The organism is Enterobacter sp. I4, from assembly GCF_022669095.1.
In the GTDB taxonomy this organism is placed as follows: Bacteria; Pseudomonadota; Gammaproteobacteria; order Enterobacterales; family Enterobacteriaceae; genus Enterobacter; species Enterobacter pasteurii.
This window is the reverse complement of record NZ_JALBUO010000001.1, coordinates 1462676-1483564: the sequence shown is the minus strand read 5'-3', so window position 1 is coordinate 1483564 and position 20889 is coordinate 1462676. Positions and strand designations below refer to the sequence as shown.

Sequence of the window (20889 nt, the reverse complement as noted above, 5' to 3'; positions counted from 1 at the left end):
TTTCCGCTGTGTTACCTGACTAAACTAGTATCATTCCCCGAAAGAGCTTCAGGATGAGAACGTATAACGATGAAAGGCAGTAACAAATCCCGCTGGGCAATCGCCGCAGGTCTTTTTGTGGTGGTCCTTGCCGCCGCCTGGTACTGGCACAGCCAGTCCGCGAACTCCACGGCTCCCGCAGGCGCCAGCAGCCCGTCTCAGCGCCCGGCGGGCGGGGGTCGCCAGGGTATGCGCGGCGGCGCGCTGGCGCCGGTGCAGGCGGCAACGGCGGTGAATAAAGCGGTACCTCGTTATCTCACCGGGCTTGGAACCGTAACCGCCGCCAATACCGTCACGGTGCGCAGCCGCGTGGACGGTCAGCTGATGGCCATTCACTTCCAGGAAGGTCAGCAGGTGAAAGCCGGGGATTTGCTGGCCGAAATCGATCCAAGCCAGTTTAAGGTGGCGCTCGCGCAGGCGCAGGGGCAGCTCGCGAAAGATAAAGCCACCCTTGCCAACGCCCGGCGTGATTTAGCCCGCTATCAGCAGCTGGTCAAAACCAACCTCGTGTCGCGTCAGGAGCTGGATACCCAGCAGTCGCTGGTCAGCGAGTCTCAGGGGACCATTAAGGCCGACGAGGCCGCGGTCGCCAGCGCCCAGCTGCAGCTCGACTGGAGCCGGATCGTCGCGCCGATTGACGGGCGCGTCGGCCTGAAGCAGGTGGATATCGGCAACCAAATTTCCAGCGGCGACACCACGGGCATCGTGGTGATCACCCAGACGCATCCCGTCGATCTGGTCTTTACCCTGCCGGAAAGCGACATCGCCACGGTAGTGCAGGCGCAGAAGGCCGGAAAAGCGCTGGTGGTGGAAGCCTGGGATCGCACCAACAAGAAGAAGCTGAGCGAAGGCACGCTGCTGAGCCTGGATAACCAGATCGACACCACTACCGGCACCATCAAGCTGAAAGCACGCTTTAACAATCAGGACGATGCATTGTTCCCGAACCAGTTCGTCAATGCGCGAATGCTGGTTGCGACCGAGGAAAACGCGGTAGTGATCCCAACGGCGGCCCTGCAAATGGGCAGTGAAGGCAACTTTGTCTGGGTGCTCAACGGCGAAAACAAGGTTAGCAAGCATCTGGTGAAAACCGGCATCCAGGACAGCCAGACGGTGGTCATCGACGCCGGACTTTCTGCGGGTGACCGCGTCGTGACCGACGGTATCGACCGCCTGACCGAAGGCGCGCAGGTCGAGGTGGTGGAAGCCCGGACCGCGGGAGCAAAATCCTGATGCAGGTAATGCCGCCGAGCTCCACAGGTGGGCCTTCACGCCTGTTTATTTTACGTCCTGTCGCAACGACCCTGCTGATGGTGGCGATCCTGCTGGCCGGGATCATTGGCTACCGTTTTCTGCCCGTGTCGGCGCTGCCGGAAGTGGACTACCCGACCATTCAGGTTATCACGCTCTATCCGGGCGCCAGCCCGGATGTGGTCACGTCCGCCATCACCGCCCCGCTGGAGCGCCAGTTTGGCCAGATGTCTGGCCTGAAGCAGATGTCCTCCCAGAGTTCCGGCGGCGCGTCGGTGGTGACGCTTCAGTTCCAGCTTACGCTGTCGCTGGACGTTGCCGAGCAGGAGGTGCAGGCCGCCATTAACGCCGCCACCAACCTGCTGCCGTCTGACCTGCCGAACCCGCCGGTCTACAGCAAGGTCAACCCGGCGGATCCGCCGATCATGACGCTTGCCGTGACGTCGTCCGCTATGCCGATGACGCAGGTGGAAGACATGGTCGAAACCCGCGTGGCGCAGAAGATTTCGCAGGTCTCCGGCGTGGGGCTGGTAACGCTCGCGGGCGGCCAACGCCCCGCCGTGCGCGTTAAGCTCAACGCCCAGGCCATCGCCGCGCTGGGGTTGACCAGCGAAACCATTCGCACCGCCATCAGCAGCGCTAACGTCAACTCGGCGAAAGGCTCGCTGGACGGCCCCGATCGGGCGGTCACCCTCTCCGCCAACGACCAGATGCAGTCCGCCGATGAGTACCGCCAGCTGATTGTGGCCTATCAAAATGGCGCGCCGATCCGCCTTGGCGACGTGGCTACCGTTGAGCAAGGGGCTGAAAACAGCTGGCTCGGGGCGTGGGCCAACGGGCAGCAGGCAATCGTCATGAACGTGCAGCGCCAGCCGGGTGCGAACATTATTGATACCGCCGACAGCATTCGCACCATGCTGCCGCAGCTGGTGGAAAGCCTGCCGAAGTCGGTCAGCGTGAAGGTGCTTTCGGATCGCACCACCAACATTCGCGCCTCGGTCACCGACACCCAGTTTGAGCTGATGCTGGCGATTGCGCTGGTGGTGATGATCATCTACCTGTTCCTGCGTAACGTCCCGGCCACCATCATTCCTGCCGTCGCGGTGCCGCTCTCGCTGGTCGGCACCTTCGCGGTGATGGTGTTCCTCGATTTCTCCATCAACAACCTGACGCTGATGGCGCTGACCATCGCCACCGGGTTCGTGGTGGATGACGCCATCGTGGTTATCGAGAACATCTCGCGCTATATCGAAAAGGGCGAAAAACCGCTGGCCGCCGCGCTGAAAGGGGCCGGTGAAATCGGCTTTACCATCATCTCCCTGACCTTTTCGCTGATTGCGGTGCTGATCCCGCTGCTGTTTATGGGCGATATCGTCGGCCGCCTGTTCCGCGAGTTTGCCGTCACGCTGGCGGTCGCCATTCTCATCTCCGCCGTGGTGTCGCTGACGCTCACGCCGATGATGTGCGCCCGCATGCTGAGCCATGAGTCCCTGCGCAGGCAAAACCGCTTCTCCCGCGCCTCTGAGCGGATGTTCGAGCGCGTTATTGCCGCCTACGGCCGCGTGCTGGCGAAAGTGCTGAACCATCCCTGGGCAACGCTCGGCGTGGCGCTGGGAACGCTGGCGCTCAGCGTGATGCTGTGGGTATTCATCCCGAAAGGCTTCTTCCCGATTCAGGATAACGGCATTATTCAGGGCACGCTTCAGGCGCCGCAGTCGGTCTCCTTCGCGAACATGGCGCAGCGCCAGCAGCAGGTGGCGGAGATCGTCATGAAGGATCCGGCGGTGGAAAGCCTGACCGCCTACGTGGGCGTGGACGGCACTAACCCGGCGCTGAACAGCGCGCGCCTGCAAATTAACCTCAAACCGCTCGATGACCGCGACGACCGGATCAGCGCGGTGATTGAGCGCCTGCAAAGCGCCGTGGCACGGGTGCCGGGCATTGAGCTGTACCTGCAGCCGATTCAGGATTTAACCATCGATACCCAGGTAAGCCGCACGCAGTACCAGTTCACGCTCCAGGCCACCTCGCTCGAGGCCCTGAGCACCTGGGTGCCGCAGCTGGTCGACAGGCTGAAGGCGCTGCCGCAGGTTTCTGACGTCAGCAGCGACTGGCAGGACAAAGGGCTGGCGGCCTACGTCAACGTCAACCGCGACACCGCCAGCCGCCTCGGCATTACCATGTCCGACGTGGATAACGCGCTGTATAACGCCTTTGGCCAGCGCCTCATCTCCACCATCTATACCCAGGCGAACCAGTACCGCGTGGTGCTGGAGCACAACACGGAAAATACGCCGGGGCTGGCAGCGCTGGACTCGGTACGCCTGACCAGTAAAGACGGCGGCATAGTGCCGCTAAGCGCCATCGCGACGGTGGAGGAGCGTCATGCCCCGCTGTCGATTAACCATCTCGATCAGTTCCCGTCCACCACCATTTCCTTCAACGTGCCGGACGGTTATTCGCTGGGCGAAGCGGTGGAGGCTATTCTGGGCGCAGAAAAAGCGCTCAGCTTCCCGTCCGACATTCAGACCCAGTTCCAGGGCAGTACATTGGCGTTCCAGGCCGCGCTGGGCAGCACCGTCTGGCTGATTGTCGCGGCGGTGGTGGCGATGTATATCGTGCTCGGGGTGCTGTATGAGAGCTTTATCCATCCGATCACTATTCTCTCCACCCTGCCGACGGCGGGCGTAGGGGCGCTGCTGGCGCTGATGCTGGCGGGCAGCGAGCTGGACGTGATCGCGATAATTGGCATCATCCTGCTTATCGGGATCGTGAAGAAGAACGCCATCATGATGATCGACTTTGCCCTTGCCGCCGAGCGCGAGCAGGGCATGGCGCCGCGCGAGGCTATATACCAGGCCTGCCTGCTGCGCTTTCGTCCGATCCTGATGACTACCCTCGCCGCCCTGCTGGGCGCGCTGCCGCTGATGCTGAGCACCGGCGTGGGGGCGGAATTGCGCCGTCCGCTGGGTATCGGCATGGTCGGCGGCCTGCTGGTGAGCCAGGTGCTGACGCTGTTCACCACGCCGGTCATTTACCTGCTGTTTGACCGTCTGGCGCTGTGGACGAAAAGCCGCTTCCCGAAACGTGAAGAGGAGGCGTAAGTGAAGTTTTTCGCCCTCTTCATTTACCGCCCGGTGGCGACCATATTGCTCTCCGTCGCCATTACGCTGTGCGGCGTGCTGGGCTTCCGGCTGCTGCCGGTGGCACCGCTGCCGCAGGTGGATTTCCCGGTGATCATGGTCAGCGCCTCGCTGCCGGGCGCGTCGCCTGAAACCATGGCCTCGTCCGTTGCGACGCCGCTTGAACGGTCGCTTGGGCGCATTGCCGGGGTCAACGAAATGACCTCCAGCAGCTCGCTGGGCAGCACGCGCATCATCCTGGAGTTCAGCTTCGACCGGGACATCAACGGCGCGGCGCGTGACGTGCAGGCCGCGATCAACGCCGCGCAAAGCCTGCTGCCGAGCGGCATGCCGAGCCGCCCAACCTACCGCAAAGCCAACCCGTCCGATGCGCCGATCATGATCCTGACGCTCACCTCGGAGACCTACTCTCAGGGCGAGCTGTACGATTTTGCCTCCACGCAGCTGGCGCAGACCATTGCCCAGATTGACGGCGTGGGCGACGTGGACGTCGGCGGCAGCTCCCTGCCCGCCGTGCGCGTGGGGCTGAATCCGCAGGCGCTGTTTAATCAGGGCGTGTCGCTGGACGATGTGCGCTCCGCCATCAGTAGCGCCAACGTGCGCAAGCCCCAGGGGGCGATTGAGGACGGCAGCCACCGCTGGCAGATCCAGACCAACGACGAGCTGAAAACCGCCGCCGAGTATCAGCCGTTGATTATTCACTACAACAACGGCGCGGCGGTGCGCTTAAGCGACGTCGCCAGCGTTACCGACTCGGTGCAGGACGTGCGTAACGCCGGGATGACCAACGCCAAACCGGCGATTTTGCTGATGATCCGCAAGCTGCCGGAAGCCAACATCATCCAGACGGTGAACAGCATCCGCGCGCGCCTGCCGGAGCTGCAGGAAACCATTCCGGCAGCAATCGATCTGCAGATTGCGCAGGACCGCTCCCCCACTATTCGCGCCTCGCTCGGAGAGGTAGAGCAAACGCTGATTATCTCCGTGGCGCTGGTGATCCTGGTGGTGTTTCTGTTCCTGCGCTCGGGTCGCGCCACGCTTATTCCCGCCGTTGCGGTGCCGGTGTCGCTGATAGGCACCTTTGCCGCTATGTACCTGTGCGGCTTTAGCCTCAACAACCTGTCGCTGATGGCGCTTACGATTGCCACCGGCTTTGTGGTGGATGACGCCATCGTGGTGCTGGAGAATATCTCGCGCCATCTGGAAGCAGGCATGAAGCCATTGCAGGCGGCGCTTCAGGGAACGCGCGAGGTGGGCTTCACGGTGCTGTCCATGAGCCTGTCGCTGGTAGCGGTATTCCTGCCGCTGTTGCTGATGGGCGGCCTCCCCGGACGGCTGCTGCGTGAATTTGCCGTTACCCTCTCGGTGGCGATTGGCATTTCGCTGGTTATCTCGCTGACGCTCACGCCAATGATGTGCGGCTGGATGCTCAGGCGCAGCAGGCCGCACTCCCAGCCGCGCCGCAAAGGCTTTGGCCGTTTCCTGATGGCGATGCAGGAGGGCTACGGCAGGTCGCTGAAGTGGGTGCTGAACCACACGCGGATGGTCGGGCTGGTGCTTATCGCCACCATTGGGCTTAACGTCTGGATGTACATCACCATCCCAAAAACCTTCTTCCCGGAGCAGGATACCGGGGTGCTGATGGGGGGCATTCAGGCGGACCAGAGCATTTCGTTCCAGGCGATGCGCGGCAAGCTCCAGGACTTTATGAAGATCATCCGGGAAGATCCGGCCGTGGACAACGTGACCGGCTTTACCGGCGGCTCGCGCGTTAACAGCGGAATGATGTTTATTACCCTTAAGCCGCGCGGCGAGCGTAACGACACCGCGCAGCAGGTGATTGACCGCCTGCGGGTGAAGCTCGCCAAAGAGCCGGGGGCAAACCTGTTTCTGATGGCCGTTCAGGATATCCGCGTCGGCGGTCGTCAGGCTAACGCCAGCTACCAGTACACCCTGCTCTCGGACGACTTATCCGCCCTGCGCGAGTGGGAGCCGAAAATACGTAAAGCGCTGGCCGCTCTGCCGCAGCTGGCGGACGTGAACTCCGACAGCCAGAACAACGGCGCGGAGATGGCGCTCACCTACGATCGTGAAACCATGGCGCGGCTGGGCATTAACGTCGAAGCGGCTAACAGCCTGCTTAACAACGCCTTCGGCCAGCGCGAAGTGTCCACCATCTACCAGCCAATGAACCAGTATAAGGTGGTGATGGAGGTGGATCCGCGCTACACCCAGGACATCAGCGCGCTGGACAAGATGTTTGTCATCAACAGCGACGGCAAGGCGATTCCGCTGTCGTACTTCGCCAGCTGGCAGCCGTCGAACGCGCCGCTGTCGGTGAACCATCAGGGGCTTTCTGCCGCCTCGACCGTGTCGTTTAACCTGCCGACCGGCTCGTCGCTTTCTGAGGCCAGCGATGCCATCAACCGCGCCATGACCCAGCTCGGGGTGCCCTCCTCCGTGCGCGGCAGCTTTGCCGGTACGGCGCAGGTATTCCAGGAGACCATGAACTCGCAGGTCATTTTGATTCTGGCGGCGATTGCGACGGTCTATATCGTGCTGGGCGTGCTTTATGAAAGCTACGTGCATCCGTTAACCATTCTCTCAACGCTTCCTTCAGCGGGCGTGGGGGCGCTGCTGGCCCTGGAGTTGTTCGGTGCGCCCTTCAGCCTCATCGCGCTTATCGGGATCATGCTATTAATAGGTATTGTGAAGAAAAACGCGATTATGATGGTCGACTTCGCGCTGGACGCCCAGCGCAACGGCAACCTCACGCCGGACGAGGCGATATTTCAGGCCTGTCTGCTGCGTTTTCGCCCGATCATGATGACCACGCTTGCGGCGCTGTTTGGTGCCCTGCCGCTGGTGATTTCCGGCGGTGACGGCTCTGAGCTGCGCCAGCCGCTGGGGATCACCATCGTTGGCGGGCTGGTGATGAGCCAGCTGTTGACCCTCTACACCACGCCGGTGGTCTATCTGTTCTTCGATCGCCTGCGGCTGCGTTTTTCGCGTAAAAAGAGAACCACGGTGACCGAGTAAATGACCGAACTCCCCGGTAACGTTCGCTGGCAGTTGTGGATAGTCGCGTTCGGCTTCTTTATGCAGTCGCTGGACACGACCATCGTTAACACCGCCCTCCCCTCGATGGCCAAAAGCCTGGGGGAGAGCCCGCTGCATATGCATATGGTGATTGTCGCCTACGTGCTGACGGTCGCAGTGATGCTGCCCGCTAGCGGCTGGCTGGCGGATAAGGTCGGCGTGCGGAATATCTTCTTTACCGCCATCGTGCTGTTTACCGCCGGCTCGCTGCTGTGCGCTCAGGCCAATACCCTCGATCGGCTGGTGATGGCGCGCGTGCTGCAGGGCGTCGGCGGCGCGATGATGGTGCCCGTCGGGCGTTTAACGGTGATGAAAATTGTTCCGCGCGAGCAGTATATGGCGGCGATGACCTTCGTCACCCTGCCCGGTCAGGTTGGCCCGCTGCTCGGCCCGGCGCTGGGCGGGGTGCTGGTGGAGTACGCGTCCTGGCACTGGATTTTCCTGATTAACCTTCCGGTCGGCATCATCGGCGCGATTGCCACCCTGATGCTGATGCCGAACTACAAAATGCAGACCCGGCGCTTCGATTTCTTCGGCTTTATCCTGCTGGCTGCCGGGATGGCAACGCTCACCCTGGCGCTCGACGGCCAAAAAGGGCTGGGCATTTCGGCCCTCTCGCTCGCCGCGCTGGTAGGGCTGGGAGTTACCGCCATCCTCTGGTACCTGTGGCATGCCAGAGGCAACGAGAAGGCGCTGTTCAGCCTGAATCTGTTTAAAAACCCCACCTACCGTCTGGGGCTGCTCGGCAGCTTCGCCGGGCGCATTGGCAGCGGCATGCTGCCGTTTATGACGCCGGTGTTTTTGCAGATCGGCATGGGCTTTTCGCCGTTCCATGCCGGATTGATGATGATCCCGATGGTGCTCGGCAGCATGGGGATGAAGCGCATCGTGGTGCAGGTAGTAAACCGCTTCGGCTACCGCCGCGTGCTGGTGGCGTCAACGCTCGGGCTGGCGCTGGTCAGCCTGCTGCTTATGGCCGTGGCGCTGCTGGGCTGGTACTACATCCTGCCGCTGGTGCTGTTTTTGCAGGGGACAATCAACGCCATGCGCTTTTCATCGATGAACACCCTGACGCTTAAGGATCTGCCGGACGAGCTGGCGAGCAGCGGCAACAGCCTGCTGTCGATGATCATGCAGCTTTCCATGAGCGTGGGGGTCACGGTGGCCGGTATGCTGCTGGGTATGTACGGCCAGCAGCATCTCAGCGTCGACACCCCCGTCCCGCATCAGGTCTTTTTCTTTACCTATATCAGCATGGCGGTCATTATCGCCCTGCCCGCTTTTATCTTTGCCAGAGTGCCGAATGACGCGACTAAAAACGTCGTGCTCCGCCGCGGCAAAAGGAGTGCACCATGAAATTCTGGCGTCCCGGGATCACCGGCAAGCTTTTTTTAGCCATTTTCGCCACCTGTATTGTTCTGCTGATCACCATGCACTGGGCGGTGCGGGTCAGCTTCGAGCGCGGCTTTATTGATTACATCAAGCACGGAAACGAGCAGCGGTTACAGGGCTTAAGCGACGCGCTGGGCGAGCAGTACGGCCTGCACGGTAACTGGCGTTTTCTGCGCAACAACGACCGCTTTGTGTTTCAAATCCTTCGCTCGCTGGAGCACGATAATGACGACGACCGCCCGGGGCCGGGCATGCCGCCGCACGGCTGGCGCACCCAGTTCTGGGTGATAGACCAGGACAGGCGCGTGCTCGTCGGCCCGCGCTCGCCGGTACCGCCGGATGGTACAAAGCGCGCCATCACCTCGAACGGCGCCACGGTAGGCTGGGTTATTGCCTCGCCGGTCGAGCGGCTGACGCGCAACACCGACATCAACTTTGACCGCCAGCAGCGTCAGACCAGCTGGCTGATCGTCGCCCTCTCCACCCTGCTTGCGGCACTCGCCACCTTCCCGCTGGCGCGGGGCCTGCTGGCGCCGGTTAAGCGTCTGGTTGAGGGTACGCACAAGCTGGCGGCGGGCGATTTCTCTACCCGCGTGGACACCCGCAGCCAGGATGAATTGGGCAAGCTGGCGCAGGACTTCAACCAGCTCGCCAGCACGCTGGAGAAAAACCAGCAGATGCGCCGCGACTTTATGGCTGACATTTCGCACGAGCTGCGCACCCCGCTGGCGGTGCTGCGCGGCGAGCTGGAGGCGATTCAGGACGGCGTGCGGCAGTTCACCCCCGAATCCGTGGCCTCGTTGCAGGCGGAGGTGGGTACGCTGACCAAGCTGGTGAACGATCTGCATCAGCTGTCCATGTCCGACGAAGGCGCGCTGGCCTACCAGAAGGCGCCAGTCGACGCGATCAATATTCTTGAAGTCGCGACCGGCGCCTTCCGCGAACGCTTCGCCAGCCGTGACCTGAAAATCAACCTCTCGCTGCCGGACAGCGCGGTGGTGTTTGGCGACAAAGATCGCCTGATGCAGCTGTTCAATAACCTGCTGGAAAACAGCCTTCGCTATACCGACGGCGGCGGCGCGCTGCATATTTCCGGCAGGCAGGAGAACGGACGCTTTGCCCTGACCTTCGCGGACTCCGCCCCTGGCGTAAAGGATGCGCAGCTGGAAAAACTGTTCGAGCGCTTTTACCGCACCGAAGGTTCCCGCAACCGTGCCAGCGGCGGCTCCGGTCTCGGGCTGGCGATTTGCGTCAACATCGTGGAGGCGCACGGCGGCACCATTCGCGCCGCGCATTCGCCTTTTGGCGGGGTTAGCATTACAGTAGAGTTACCTCTGGAACGGGATTTATCGAGGGAAGCATGACCGAATTACCGATTGACGACAACACGCCGCGCATTTTGATCGTGGAAGACGAGCCCAAGCTTGGGCAGCTACTGATCGACTATTTACGCGCCGCAAGCTATGCCCCGTCGCTTATCAGCCACGGCGACCAGGTACTGCCCTACGTGCGCCAGACGCCGCCGGATCTGATCCTGCTGGATCTGATGCTGCCGGGCACCGACGGCCTGACCCTGTGCCGCGAGATTCGTCGTTTCTCCGACGTTCCCATCGTGATGGTGACGGCCAAAATAGAAGAGATCGACCGCCTGCTGGGGCTTGAGATTGGCGCGGACGATTACATCTGCAAGCCATACAGCCCGCGGGAGGTGGTTGCCCGCGTGAAAACCATTCTGCGCCGCTGCAAGCCGCAGCGCGAACTTCAGGTGCAGGATGCGCAAAGCCCGCTAATTGTTGACGAAAGCCGCTTCCAGGCGAGCTGGCGCAGCAAAATGCTGGACCTGACGCCCGCCGAGTTCCGCCTGCTGAAAACCCTCTCCCACGAGCCGGGGAAAGTGTTTTCCCGCGAACAGCTGCTCAACCACCTGTATGACGACTACCGCGTGGTAACCGACCGCACCATCGACAGCCACATCAAAAACCTGCGCCGCAAGCTGGAAGCGCTGGATGCCGACCAGTCGTTTATCCGCGCGGTGTATGGCGTGGGGTATCGCTGGGAAGCGGACGCGTGCCGGATTACCTGACAGCATTCTCCCCTCACCCTCTCTCCAAAGGGGACTAAAACACCCTCTCCCCTTTGGGGAGAGGGCAGGGTGAGGGCTCCGGGCTTTACCTCCCCGCCCCGCAGCGCTACAATGCCCGCCCTTAAAGTGGGGGATCTCCCCTTACCGCTGCACCAGGTGTATGCGGATCTGACCTGTCATCAGAACGAGAACAAACATGTTTAAACCGGAACTCCTTTCCCCGGCGGGAACGCTGCAAAATATGCGTTACGCTTTCGCCTACGGTGCCGACGCCGTCTACGCGGGCCAGCCGCGCTACTCGCTGCGCGTGCGCAACAACGAATTCAACCACGAGAACCTGCAGCTCGGCATCAACGAAGCGCATGCTCTGGGCAAAAAATTCTACGTGGTAGTCAACATCGCGCCGCACAACGCCAAGCTGAAAACGTTCATTCGCGACCTGAAGCCGGTGGTGGACATGGGGCCGGACGCGCTGATCATGTCGGACCCGGGTTTAATCATGCTGGTTCGGGAGAACTTCCCGGAGATGGATATTCATCTCTCCGTGCAGGCTAATGCCGTCAACTGGGCAACGGTGAAATTCTGGAAACAGATGGGGCTGACCCGCGTCATTCTGTCTCGCGAACTGTCCCTTGAAGAGATCGAAGAGATCCGCACCCAGGTGCCGGATATGGAAATCGAAATCTTCGTTCACGGCGCGCTGTGCATGGCCTACTCCGGCCGCTGCCTGCTCTCCGGCTATATCAACAAGCGCGATCCGAACCAGGGTACCTGCACCAACGCCTGCCGCTGGGAGTACAACGTTCAGGAAGGCAAAGAGGATGACATCGGCAATATCGTGCACAAACACGAGCCGATACCGGTTACAAACGTTGAGCCTACGCTTGGCATCGGCGCGCCAACCGACAGCGTGTTTATGATTGAAGAAGCCAAACGTCCGGGCGAGTACATGACCGCCTTTGAGGACGAGCACGGCACCTACATCATGAACTCGAAAGATCTGCGCGCCATTGCGCACGTTGAGCGCCTGACCCAGATGGGCGTGCACTCTCTGAAAATCGAAGGCCGCACCAAGTCTTATTACTACTGCGCCCGCACCGCGCAGGTGTACCGTAAAGCCATTGACGATGCCGCCGCCGGAAAACCGTTCGACACCAGCCTGCTGGAAACGCTGGAAGGCCTGGCGCATCGCGGCTATACCGAAGGCTTCCTGCGTCGTCATACGCACGACGACTACCAGAACTACGAGCACGGCTACTCCGTTTCCGAGCGTCAGCAGTTTGTCGGCGACTTCACCGGCGAGCGCAAAGGCGCGCTGGCGGCCGTGGCGGTAAAAAACAAATTCACCAAAGGCGACAGCCTGGAGCTGATGACCCCGCAGGGCAACATGAACTTCCGTCTGGAGCATCTGGAAAACGGTAAAGGTGAAGCGATTGAGGTTGCGCCGGGTGACGGACACACCGTGTGGCTGCCGGTACCGGAAGAGGTGGAGCTGGAGTTTGCGCTGCTGATGCGCAATTTTGAAGGTGAAAACACCCGAAATCCGCACGGCAAATAGTCAATCAGCGGGATTTTTTCACGCCGGGATAATTCTTAGAATCGGATCACATACCGCTTCGTTCAATATGGGTATTATCCCCCCCGCTGAAAAACATAACCCATAAATGCTAGCTGTACCAGGAACCACCTCCTTAGCCTGCGTAATCTCCCTTACGCGGGCTTATTTTTTTGTTAACTCCTGAAATTCTTCCCCCTGATAAATATGGCGTTGCATTGACCCGGGAAAGGTTTGTGTCAGCATCAGGCGTATCATCTAAGGAAATCGAACGAACAAAGGATCCTAATCACAATTTTTAATGGATTAGAGAGGGATGAACACTATTCGGAACATTCCTAATTTTAAGTGTTAACAGGACCTTTACTCTTGATTTAATAACAGTCAACGTTTCACACGGACGGAGAGATGAAGTGACATTCACAGGACAATTTTCAAAGGATCTTCCAGATTACGAACTCGCACGCAGTCTTGGTCTTGCCTCTGGCGGCGATATAAATTTCACAGCACTTGCTGGTCAACTAGACTGCAGCAGAAATTTTAGCCAGGCCGGGATTATCTACTCAGACGGTACACGTCAGTGGCTAGTAAGGCCATCAAGAAGGATTGCGACACCAAACGAAAGCTCGGTTAGTCATGTAGTCATAACCAAAGTAAATGCCTCACAAGTTAACCCCGTTCACGCAACAACGGCTACGATTCAGTCCCCTTCCCTGGCGACTGAAATTGGTTCAACGGCAATTTCCTGCGGAGCCGCAATTCTTACTGTTGTACTTGCGGCAGGGGCCGGTATGGCTATACCTCTCACTGCAGGGTCTTCCGGTGCTATAGCCGCTGTGATTTTAGCCGGTGGTGTAGCAACTGGAATTCAATGTGCAAATGGGCTTGGCCGACTATCGTTGATTGCTATGAATCATGATGACTACGTTGCGTGGATGGACTCCCAGGAGTGGTATACAGCAACCAACACAGCCCTGGATGCGATTTCTCTTGCCGGGGCTGCTGCGGGTCTAAAAAGCGCTGCATTAACATATCGCCTTCTTAACCGTTCATCGTCTGAGAGTTTGCTCTCCTTATTACAAAAAATGAGCCGGGCCGACCGTACGCGATTAACAGAGGAGATTATTCGTATCCGCAATCCCGGCATCTCGAATTCAGGTGTAAAAGCAGCAATGAAGGCAGGCGTGTATCCCAAACGTTATCCGTCAGAAGCGTTGCAGTTGCTCTTACAGCGTGAGTTGCTGAACACCATTTCAAATTCCTCTGCCTTCGTTGGAAGTGCTATTTCAGGAAATATCAGAAATCCACAGAATGTTGCACAAACGGGTAAGTACATTTTTGGTTTAATTCAGTCTTTTTCATTTACAGGAAGTTAATGACCCGTCCATGATGAAATACATTAAAGATAGCCTTGCATTAAGTGCTTTGGTTAAAAGTAAAATGGCGACCGATGATCTCAACCAGCTTGAAACATTAAAAGAACAGCTAAAAGATCGGTTCGGCGTTCCTGTGGGCGTCCATATGACAGGAATTCCTTTGGCAGTGAGCACGTTACTGGCTATTTTTTGCTACGCCATGCTGCAAGTGTCCCTCTGGTTGTTGCTGTTTCGCTGGCTCGGCTTACCCGAATTTAAGGTTATGATGGGAGTATTCATTGCAGCGATTGTGTATTGCCTGGTAGTGATGAGCACGATGTTTCTGACTACACGAGGTTCTTTACCTGGATATAAACTGCATATTTTCGTCATTACGCTGACAGGCATAATGAGCATCATTTATTTCATCTGGACGGGGATTTCGCTTTTATTCGGCCCTGTTGAGAACTACACACCGCAAATAACCTCTTTGCTGGGGCTGGGATGTTTCTTTCTGAACATTATGTGGATGAATTCATCGATTTTTTACCGCTCCATTGCGCTAACGCTACATAATCGGGTCTGGCGTAAGCAGCTCAAAATCGAGGCAAGGCCAATGTCACACCTCAAACGTTGACCACAATAGTCAATTGAGCGGCAGTAGTATGCACTGTAAGCGCTACGGGGTTCTTTAGTCGATTTCAAAGCCCTTACGCGGGCTTATTTTTTGCCTTTCATCCTGTTCTTACCCGCTTTTTCCCTCTCTGGGATAAACTCTTTCTATAGCTAAAAAAGGGAGCAACCCGGATGGCAACCTATCCAGACAGTTTATTAATTCTTAACGGCAAGAGTGCAGGCAACGATCTGCTGCGCCAGGCGATTACCGAATTGCGTGAAGACGGAGCATGCATACACGTGCGGGTAACGTTTGAAAAAGGCGATGCGGCGCGCTACATCGACGAGGGCATCAGGTTAGGTGTTCAGACCATCATTTCCGGCGGCGGCGACGGAACGATCAACGAGATCGCCGGTGCGCTCATTGACCTCAACACCGCAGCTCGCCCGGCGATGGGGATTTTACCGCTCGGCACCGCCAACGATTTTGCCACCAGCGCCGGTATTCCGGAGGATGTGGGAAAAGCGCTACAGCTGGCCATTCTCGGTAAGGCTACCGCCGTCGATATTGCTCAGGTAAATGAACAAACCTGCTTTATCAATATGGCGACGGGCGGTTTCGGCACCCGCATCACCAGCGAAACGCCGGAAAAACTGAAGGCCGCGCTGGGCGGCGTTTCGTATCTCATCCATGGCCTGATGCGCATGGACACGCTCAGACCCGACAGCTGTGAGATCCACGGTGAAAACTTCCACTGGCAGGGCGACGCGCTGGTGATTGGTATCGGCAACGGGCGGCAGGCGGGGGGCGGACAGCAGCTTTGCCCGGAAGCGCTGATCAACGACGGTCAATTGCAGCTGCGTATTTTTACCGGCGACGGGCTGCTGCCAGCGCTGTTCACCACGCTAACGCAGCCGGAGGAGAGCCCAAATATTATCGACGGGAAATCCGCGTGGTTTGAGGTGATCGCCCCACACGGCATGACCTTTAACCTCGACGGGGAGCCGCTGAGCGGAGAGCGGTTCCGCATCGAAGTTTTGCCCGGAGCGCTGCAGTGCCGGCTGCCGCCTGACTGTCAGCTGTTGCGCTGATATTTTACCGGATAGCGGCCTACGCTTTTCCCCCTAACCCCTGCGGGTGAGGGCAACGGACCGCACAAACCTAATACATCGCCACCTCCCGCGCCATCTCGCGGGAGTACTGCTGGCTGGCATTGACCAGCATCCTCGTATAGTCGGTCTTCGCTTTCCCGGCGACCAGCTCGTCTACCGTCAGGCTTTCGAGAATTTTGCCGTACTGCATCACCGCCACCTTCCGACACAGATGGGCAATCACGCCCAGATCGTGCGTCACCATCAGGTAGGTCAGATTCGACTCACGCTGGAGCTCCGCCAGCAGGTTAAGGATCTCCGCCTGCACGGAAACGTCCAGCGCGGAAGTCGGTTCATCCAGCAGCAGCACCTGCGGCTCCAGTATCAGCGCCCGGGCAATCGCCACGCGCTGGCGCTGTCCGCCTGAAAGCTGATGGGGATAGCGGTCACGAAAGGCGCGGTTCAGCCCCACTTTATCCAGCAGGGCGTGAACGCGCCGATCCCGACCTTTTATACCGTGAATGTGGAGCGGCTCTTCCAGAATATCGCCGATGGTGTGGCGCGGATGCAGCGAGCCGTACGGATCCTGAAACACCATCTGTACCCGACGACAACGTTCACGGCTGATGCGCTTTTCCAGCGGCCTGCCGTCAATCGCCAGTTCGCCCTCCCAGTGGGTAAACAGCCCGGCAAGGGATTTCAGCACGGTAGTTTTGCCCGAACCGGACTCGCCCACCAGGCCGTAAATCTCCCCTTCCGCAACGCTAATACTCACATCATCCAGCACCTGATTGCGCTTTTCGCCCTCGCCAAACGTCAGGTTGAGGTGTTTTATCTCGATCATCTCTGCTCCTTAATCGGTGAGCCAGCTGGCCTGACGCTGCAAAACCGGCAGCGTCGGGCGGCGATGGTTGATTTCCGGCAGCGCGCTAATTAAGCCCTGAGTATAGGGATGCTTCGCGTTGTGCAGCTCCTTCGCGGCAATCGACTCCACCACCCGTCCGGCGTACATCACCAGCACCCGGTCGCAGAAGCTGCGCACCAGGTTAATGTCGTGGCTGATGAAGATCAGCCCCAGACCGCGCGACTGCACCAGGTCGTCGAGCAGGCCCAACACCTGCAGGCGAACCGAAACGTCCAGCGCCGAAGTGGGTTCGTCGGCAATAACCAGCTCCGGATCGGTGATAAGCATCATGGCGATCATGATGCGCTGCCCCTGCCCGCCGGAAATCTCGTGCGGATAGAGGTGGTAAACCCGCTCCGGCTGGCGGATACGCACCACGTCGAGCATCTCCAGCACCTTCGCTTTGGCTTCAGCCTTGCGCCCGGGGTGATGGGTCAGCCAGGCTTCAGCAATCTGATCCCCCACGCACACCACCGGATTGAGGGAATACTTCGGGTCCTGCATGATCATCGAAATCCGCTTGCCGCGAATGCCGCGCATCTGCGCCTCGCTGACGGTGCGAAGATCGACATCGCCGAACTGCATCCGCTCGGCGCGGATCTGCGCCTTGGCCGGATGCAGGCGCAGCAGCGCCCGCCCGACGGTGGATTTACCGGAGCCAGATTCGCCAACAATCGCCAGCTTCTCGCGTCCGAGCTGGAAAGAGACGCCGCGCACCGCGTTTGTAACCGCGCCGCCGTTGATGAAATCGACGTGGAGGTCGCGCACGTCGAGCAAGGTGTTATTCGCTGCGGGGATCGAGGATGTCACGTAGGCCATCTCCTAAGAAGTTGAACGCCAGGCTGTTAATCAGGATCGCCAGCCCCGGAATAGTTACCACCCACCAGCACTCCATCATGTAGGTACGGCCGCTGGAGATCATCGCCCCCCACTCCGGCTCTGGCGGCTGCGCGCCGAGACCGAGGAAGCCCAGTCCGGCCGCGGTGAGGATGATCCCGGCCATGTTCATGGTGATACGAATAATCACCGACGGCAGGCACAGCGGGACGATGTGGCGCCACAGCACGCGCGCGGGGGACGCTCCCTGCAAACGTACGGCGGAGATAAAATCGGCCTGCCGCAACGAGAGCGTTTCGGCGCGCGCCAGGCGGGCAATCGGCGGCCAGGCGGTGAGCGTAATGGCAATCACCACGTGCTCCAGCCCCGGCCCGAGCGCCGCGACAAACGCCAGGGCCAGCACCAGGCTCGGAAACGAGATAAAGATATCGGTGACGCGCATCAGCACCGCATCAACCTTGCCGCCAAAGTAACCTGCGGTCACGCCCAGCAGCAGCCCCAGCGGACCGACGGTGACGGAAACCAGCAGCACGATATAGAGCGTAATGCGCGCGCCGTACACCAGCCGGCTGAAGATGTCGCGACCAAACTCGTCGGTGCCGAACCAGTGCTCTGCGTTCGGCGCGACCAGCGCGTTGTTAAGATCCTGCACCAGCGGATTATACGGGGCGATCAGCGGGGCAAACGCCGCCACAGTCAGCAGCAACAGAATAATCCCGCCGCCGATGGCGGTGAGCGGGTTGCGCGCCATTCTGCCGACAAAGCTGGCGGCGCGCCCCAGCGCGCGTCTGATACGCTGGCGGCTTTCGGACTGCCCCGCCCCCAGCGGCGTATCCAGCGAAACGGTCATGATTTCGTCCTCGGATCAAAGAGTTGATACAGCATGTCGGAGAGCAGGTTGAGCATCACGAAGATTATCCCCACCAGCAGCACGCAGCCCATCACCGCGTTCATATCCCCGAGCAGCAGGCTGCCGGTCAGATAAGAGCCGAAGCCAGGCCAGGAGAAGACGGTTTCAATCAGCACTGCCCCCTCAAGCAGCGAGCCGTAGGCCAGCGCCACCACCGTCAGGAGCTGAACGAGAATGTTGCGGAACGCGTGGTTCCAGATCACCTGACGTTCGGTTAAGCCTTTCACCCGCGCGGTAATGATGAACTCCTGCGACAACTGCGCCAGCATAAAGCTGCGCGTCATGCGGCTGATGTAGGCCAGAGAGTGGAAGCCAAGCAGCGACGCGGGCAGCACCAGATGGTTAATGGCGTTCCAGAATACCGCGCTGTTTCCTGCCAGCAGCGCATCCACCGTCATCAGCCCGGTGCGACGCGGCACTAATCCCTCCAGTCCGAGATCGAGACGCCCTGCGCCGCCTACCCAGCCAAGCCAGGCGTAAAAGAGCAGCAGCCCCATCATCCCGACCCAGAATATCGGCGTGGAATAGCCCGCAAGGCTTATGATTCGCACCACGTAATCCGAAACGCTGTTGCGCCGCGCCGCCGCCAGTACCCCAAGCGGAATGCCTAAGCCCGCGCCGACGATAATCGCCATCGTCGCCAGCTCCAGCGTCGCCGGGAAGACGCGCAGGATATCGGCGGTGACCGGTTTGCCCGTCAGCAGCGCGTTACCCAGATCGCCCTGCAGGAGATTGCTGAGGTATATGCCAAACTGCGTCAGCAGCGACTTGTCGAACCCCAGCTGGTGATACACCTGCTGATAGGTGCTGTGGTCGGCATCCGGGCCGACAATCGCCAGCACCGGGTCGACGGGCATCACGCGGCCGATGAAAAAGGTCAGCAGCAGCAGGCCGAACAGCGTTACCACCACCTGCGTCAACCGCTTAGAGAAGCGCCGGGTCCGGGAGCCGGGCGCGAGGATCGCCGCACTCATTGTTCACCTCCGGTTTTGTAGACCTCACGCAGGAACGTGGTTGCCGACGGGTGCGACTGGAAGTTCTTAACCTCGTTACGCACCACCACCGAATCCACCATCTGCGACAGGGGGATCATCGCCGGGATCAGCGCGTCGTAGCGCACCTGGATCTGCTGGTAGTCGGCGATCTGTTTTTTCGGGTCGCGCTCCAGCAGGGCCCTGTCGATCATCTCGTTGAGCGGCTTGTCATAGAAGCTGGTGCGCCAGCCCTGGAAGTTGGTCAGCCGGGCCTGGTCACTGTTGTCCGGGTTATAGACCAGCGCGCGCAGGCTGGAGTGCGGATGCGGCTCAACCCCGCTCCCCCCGCGCCCTACCAGCATGTCGAACCTGCGCTCGCGCATCGCGCCGTAGATCTGGTTCCCGGTGCCGGTGATGATTTTGGCGTTGATCCCCGCCTGCATCAGCGTCGACTGCACGGCGATGGCGATATTCAGGAAAGGCTGATCTGCCAGCACCCGCAGGGTAGTATCAAACCCGTCCGGGTAGCCCGCCTCTGCCAGCAGCTTTTTAGCGCGCGGGATATCCAGCCTGTAGCCCGGGTCCGGCAGCGTGGACGGCATGCCGGCTTTAATCGGGCGCTGGTGCAGCACGCCGTAGCCCGGCATCAGCGCTTTATTGATGCCCTGATAGTCAATCAGGTAACGCACCGCTTCGCGCACCTTCGGGTTGGCGAAATGCGGCTCCTTCATGCTCATCGCCACGTAGTAAACCGTGCCTTTCTGCACGGCTTCGACCGTAAGCTGCGGATCGTTGCGCAGGGCGTTAATGTCCGCCACCGCCATGTTGTTGGCGATGTCGAGGTCGCCCTTCTCTATCATCAGCCTCAGGGTTTGCGACTCCTGAAAATGGCGCAGCACCACGCGGCTCATCTTTGGCGCTTCCCGCCAGTAGTGCGGGTTACGCTGCATGCGCAGCACGTCCTTCGCCTGCCAGGTTTCCAGCATAAAAGGGCCCGAGCCGGCCTCGTTAGTGGTGAGCCAGCGGTTGCCCCAGTCGTTGTTTACCGCATGCTGCTGTACCGTTTTGCTGTCGAGCACGCCGAGGTTGCCCAGCGCGCCGAGAGAGTAAATCACCAGCAGCGGATCGTTAGGCTTAGGCAGCTCAATCTGGACGGTCCGGGCATCGGGCGCGCTGATTTTCCTGTCGATGTTTTGCTTAGAAAAGCCGTAGGATTTCCACACCGACGCCTGGGCGAGGTTAAGGTGCAGCAGACGCCGCATCGACCACACCACGTCCTCCGCCGTCAGCGGATTGCCGGAATGGAATTTTACGCCGTCGCGCAGGTGGAAGGTCAGGGTTGTACGGTCCGCAGAAATGTCCCAGGACGTTGCCAGCGCGGGCCTGACGTTGGTGAGGTCGTTCGGATCCAGCTCCACCAGCGAATCGTAGAGATTAACCACAATGCCAACCACTTCGTTACCGGTCATTGCCGCCGGATCGAGGGTCAGCAGATTGTTCATATTCATGCCGATGATGAGCTGGTCGGGCGGCGTTTTCGCGTACGCGGCCCCGCTCCCCATCATCAGCGAGAGCGCAAATAAGCACGCCCCGGCTAAGGAAGTTCTTTTCATGTATATATCGCCTGTAGGGTACGTTTT

General features: G+C 59.7%; 15 protein-coding genes. 10 read left to right on the top strand and 5 right to left on the bottom strand.

The genetic code is table 11. The annotated features are described in order from the left end of the window. Positions 1 to 69 precede the first annotated feature (69 nt). The 10 genes from MOQ06_RS07065 to yegS all read left to right on the top strand — a co-directional run bounded on the left by MOQ06_RS07065 (position 70) and on the right by yegS (position 15624). The gene (locus tag MOQ06_RS07065) at positions 70 to 1272 is read left to right on the top strand and encodes an MdtA/MuxA family multidrug efflux RND transporter periplasmic adaptor subunit (RefSeq protein ID WP_193355571.1); all 1203 of its coding nucleotides are present in this window, start codon (positions 70 to 72) and stop codon (positions 1270 to 1272) included. Continuing rightward, positions 1272 to 4394 carry an MdtB/MuxB family multidrug efflux RND transporter permease subunit gene (locus tag MOQ06_RS07060; RefSeq protein WP_242172186.1) on the top strand — a complete coding sequence of 1041 codons (3123 nt, stop codon included), beginning with the start codon at positions 1272 to 1274 and terminating at the stop codon, positions 4392 to 4394. The genes MOQ06_RS07065 and MOQ06_RS07060 overlap by 1 nt, the downstream gene beginning before the upstream one ends. Beyond that, on the top strand, positions 4395 to 7472 hold the full coding sequence (gene mdtC / locus MOQ06_RS07055) for a multidrug efflux RND transporter permease subunit MdtC (RefSeq protein ID WP_242172184.1): 3078 nt from the start codon (positions 4395 to 4397) through the stop codon (positions 7470 to 7472). Beyond that, positions 7473 to 8888 carry an MFS transporter gene (locus tag MOQ06_RS07050; protein ID WP_242172182.1) on the top strand — a complete coding sequence of 472 codons (1416 nt, stop codon included), beginning with the start codon at positions 7473 to 7475 and terminating at the stop codon, positions 8886 to 8888. Further along, the gene (baeS, locus tag MOQ06_RS07045; RefSeq protein ID WP_242172181.1) at positions 8885 to 10288 is read left to right on the top strand and encodes a two-component system sensor histidine kinase BaeS; all 1404 of its coding nucleotides are present in this window, start codon (positions 8885 to 8887) and stop codon (positions 10286 to 10288) included. Before MOQ06_RS07050 ends, baeS begins: the two co-directional genes overlap by 4 nt. Beyond that, complete coding sequence (baeR, locus tag MOQ06_RS07040) at positions 10285 to 11007, top strand: two-component system response regulator BaeR (RefSeq protein WP_148418255.1); 723 nt, start codon at positions 10285 to 10287, stop codon at positions 11005 to 11007. Before baeS ends, baeR begins: the two co-directional genes overlap by 4 nt. 196 nt (positions 11008 to 11203) lie before the next feature. Then, the gene (yegQ, locus tag MOQ06_RS07035; protein WP_193355575.1) at positions 11204 to 12565 is read left to right on the top strand and encodes a tRNA 5-hydroxyuridine modification protein YegQ; all 1362 of its coding nucleotides are present in this window, start codon (positions 11204 to 11206) and stop codon (positions 12563 to 12565) included. Between the two features lie 410 nt (positions 12566 to 12975). Continuing rightward, positions 12976 to 13938 (top strand): hypothetical protein, encoded by a 963-nt coding sequence (locus MOQ06_RS07030; protein ID WP_176678694.1) that lies wholly within the window; start codon positions 12976 to 12978, stop codon positions 13936 to 13938. Positions 13939 to 13948: 10 nt separating this feature from the next. Beyond that, complete coding sequence (locus MOQ06_RS07025) at positions 13949 to 14554, top strand: hypothetical protein (protein WP_022651497.1); 606 nt, start codon at positions 13949 to 13951, stop codon at positions 14552 to 14554. 170 nt (positions 14555 to 14724) lie between these two features. Then, positions 14725 to 15624, top strand: a complete 900-nt coding sequence (yegS, locus tag MOQ06_RS07020; protein WP_242172180.1) for a lipid kinase YegS — start codon at positions 14725 to 14727, stop codon at positions 15622 to 15624. A 70-nt stretch (positions 15625 to 15694) separates the two neighbouring features. Here the strand turns inward: yegS and MOQ06_RS07015 are convergent, their stop codons facing one another. The 5 genes from MOQ06_RS07015 to MOQ06_RS06995 are packed head-to-tail and all read right to left on the bottom strand — an operon-like array spanning position 15695 to position 20862. Continuing rightward, positions 15695 to 16468 carry an ABC transporter ATP-binding protein gene (locus MOQ06_RS07015; protein ID WP_242172179.1) on the bottom strand — a complete coding sequence of 258 codons (774 nt, stop codon included), beginning with the start codon at positions 16466 to 16468 and terminating at the stop codon, positions 15695 to 15697. A 9-nt stretch (positions 16469 to 16477) separates the two neighbouring features. Next, positions 16478 to 17338, bottom strand: coding sequence for an ABC transporter ATP-binding protein (locus MOQ06_RS07010; RefSeq protein ID WP_242172178.1), 861 nt, complete (start codon positions 17336 to 17338; stop codon positions 16478 to 16480). Beyond that, complete coding sequence (locus tag MOQ06_RS07005) at positions 17310 to 18215, bottom strand: ABC transporter permease (protein ID WP_242172177.1); 906 nt, start codon at positions 18213 to 18215, stop codon at positions 17310 to 17312. Before MOQ06_RS07005 ends, MOQ06_RS07010 begins: the two co-directional genes overlap by 29 nt. Then, on the bottom strand, positions 18212 to 19249 hold the full coding sequence (locus MOQ06_RS07000) for an ABC transporter permease (protein ID WP_242172176.1): 1038 nt from the start codon (positions 19247 to 19249) through the stop codon (positions 18212 to 18214). Before MOQ06_RS07000 ends, MOQ06_RS07005 begins: the two co-directional genes overlap by 4 nt. Then, the gene (locus tag MOQ06_RS06995) at positions 19246 to 20862 is read right to left on the bottom strand and encodes an ABC transporter substrate-binding protein (protein WP_242172175.1); all 1617 of its coding nucleotides are present in this window, start codon (positions 20860 to 20862) and stop codon (positions 19246 to 19248) included. The genes MOQ06_RS07000 and MOQ06_RS06995 overlap by 4 nt, the downstream gene beginning before the upstream one ends. Between the last annotated feature and the right edge of the window lie 27 nt (positions 20863 to 20889).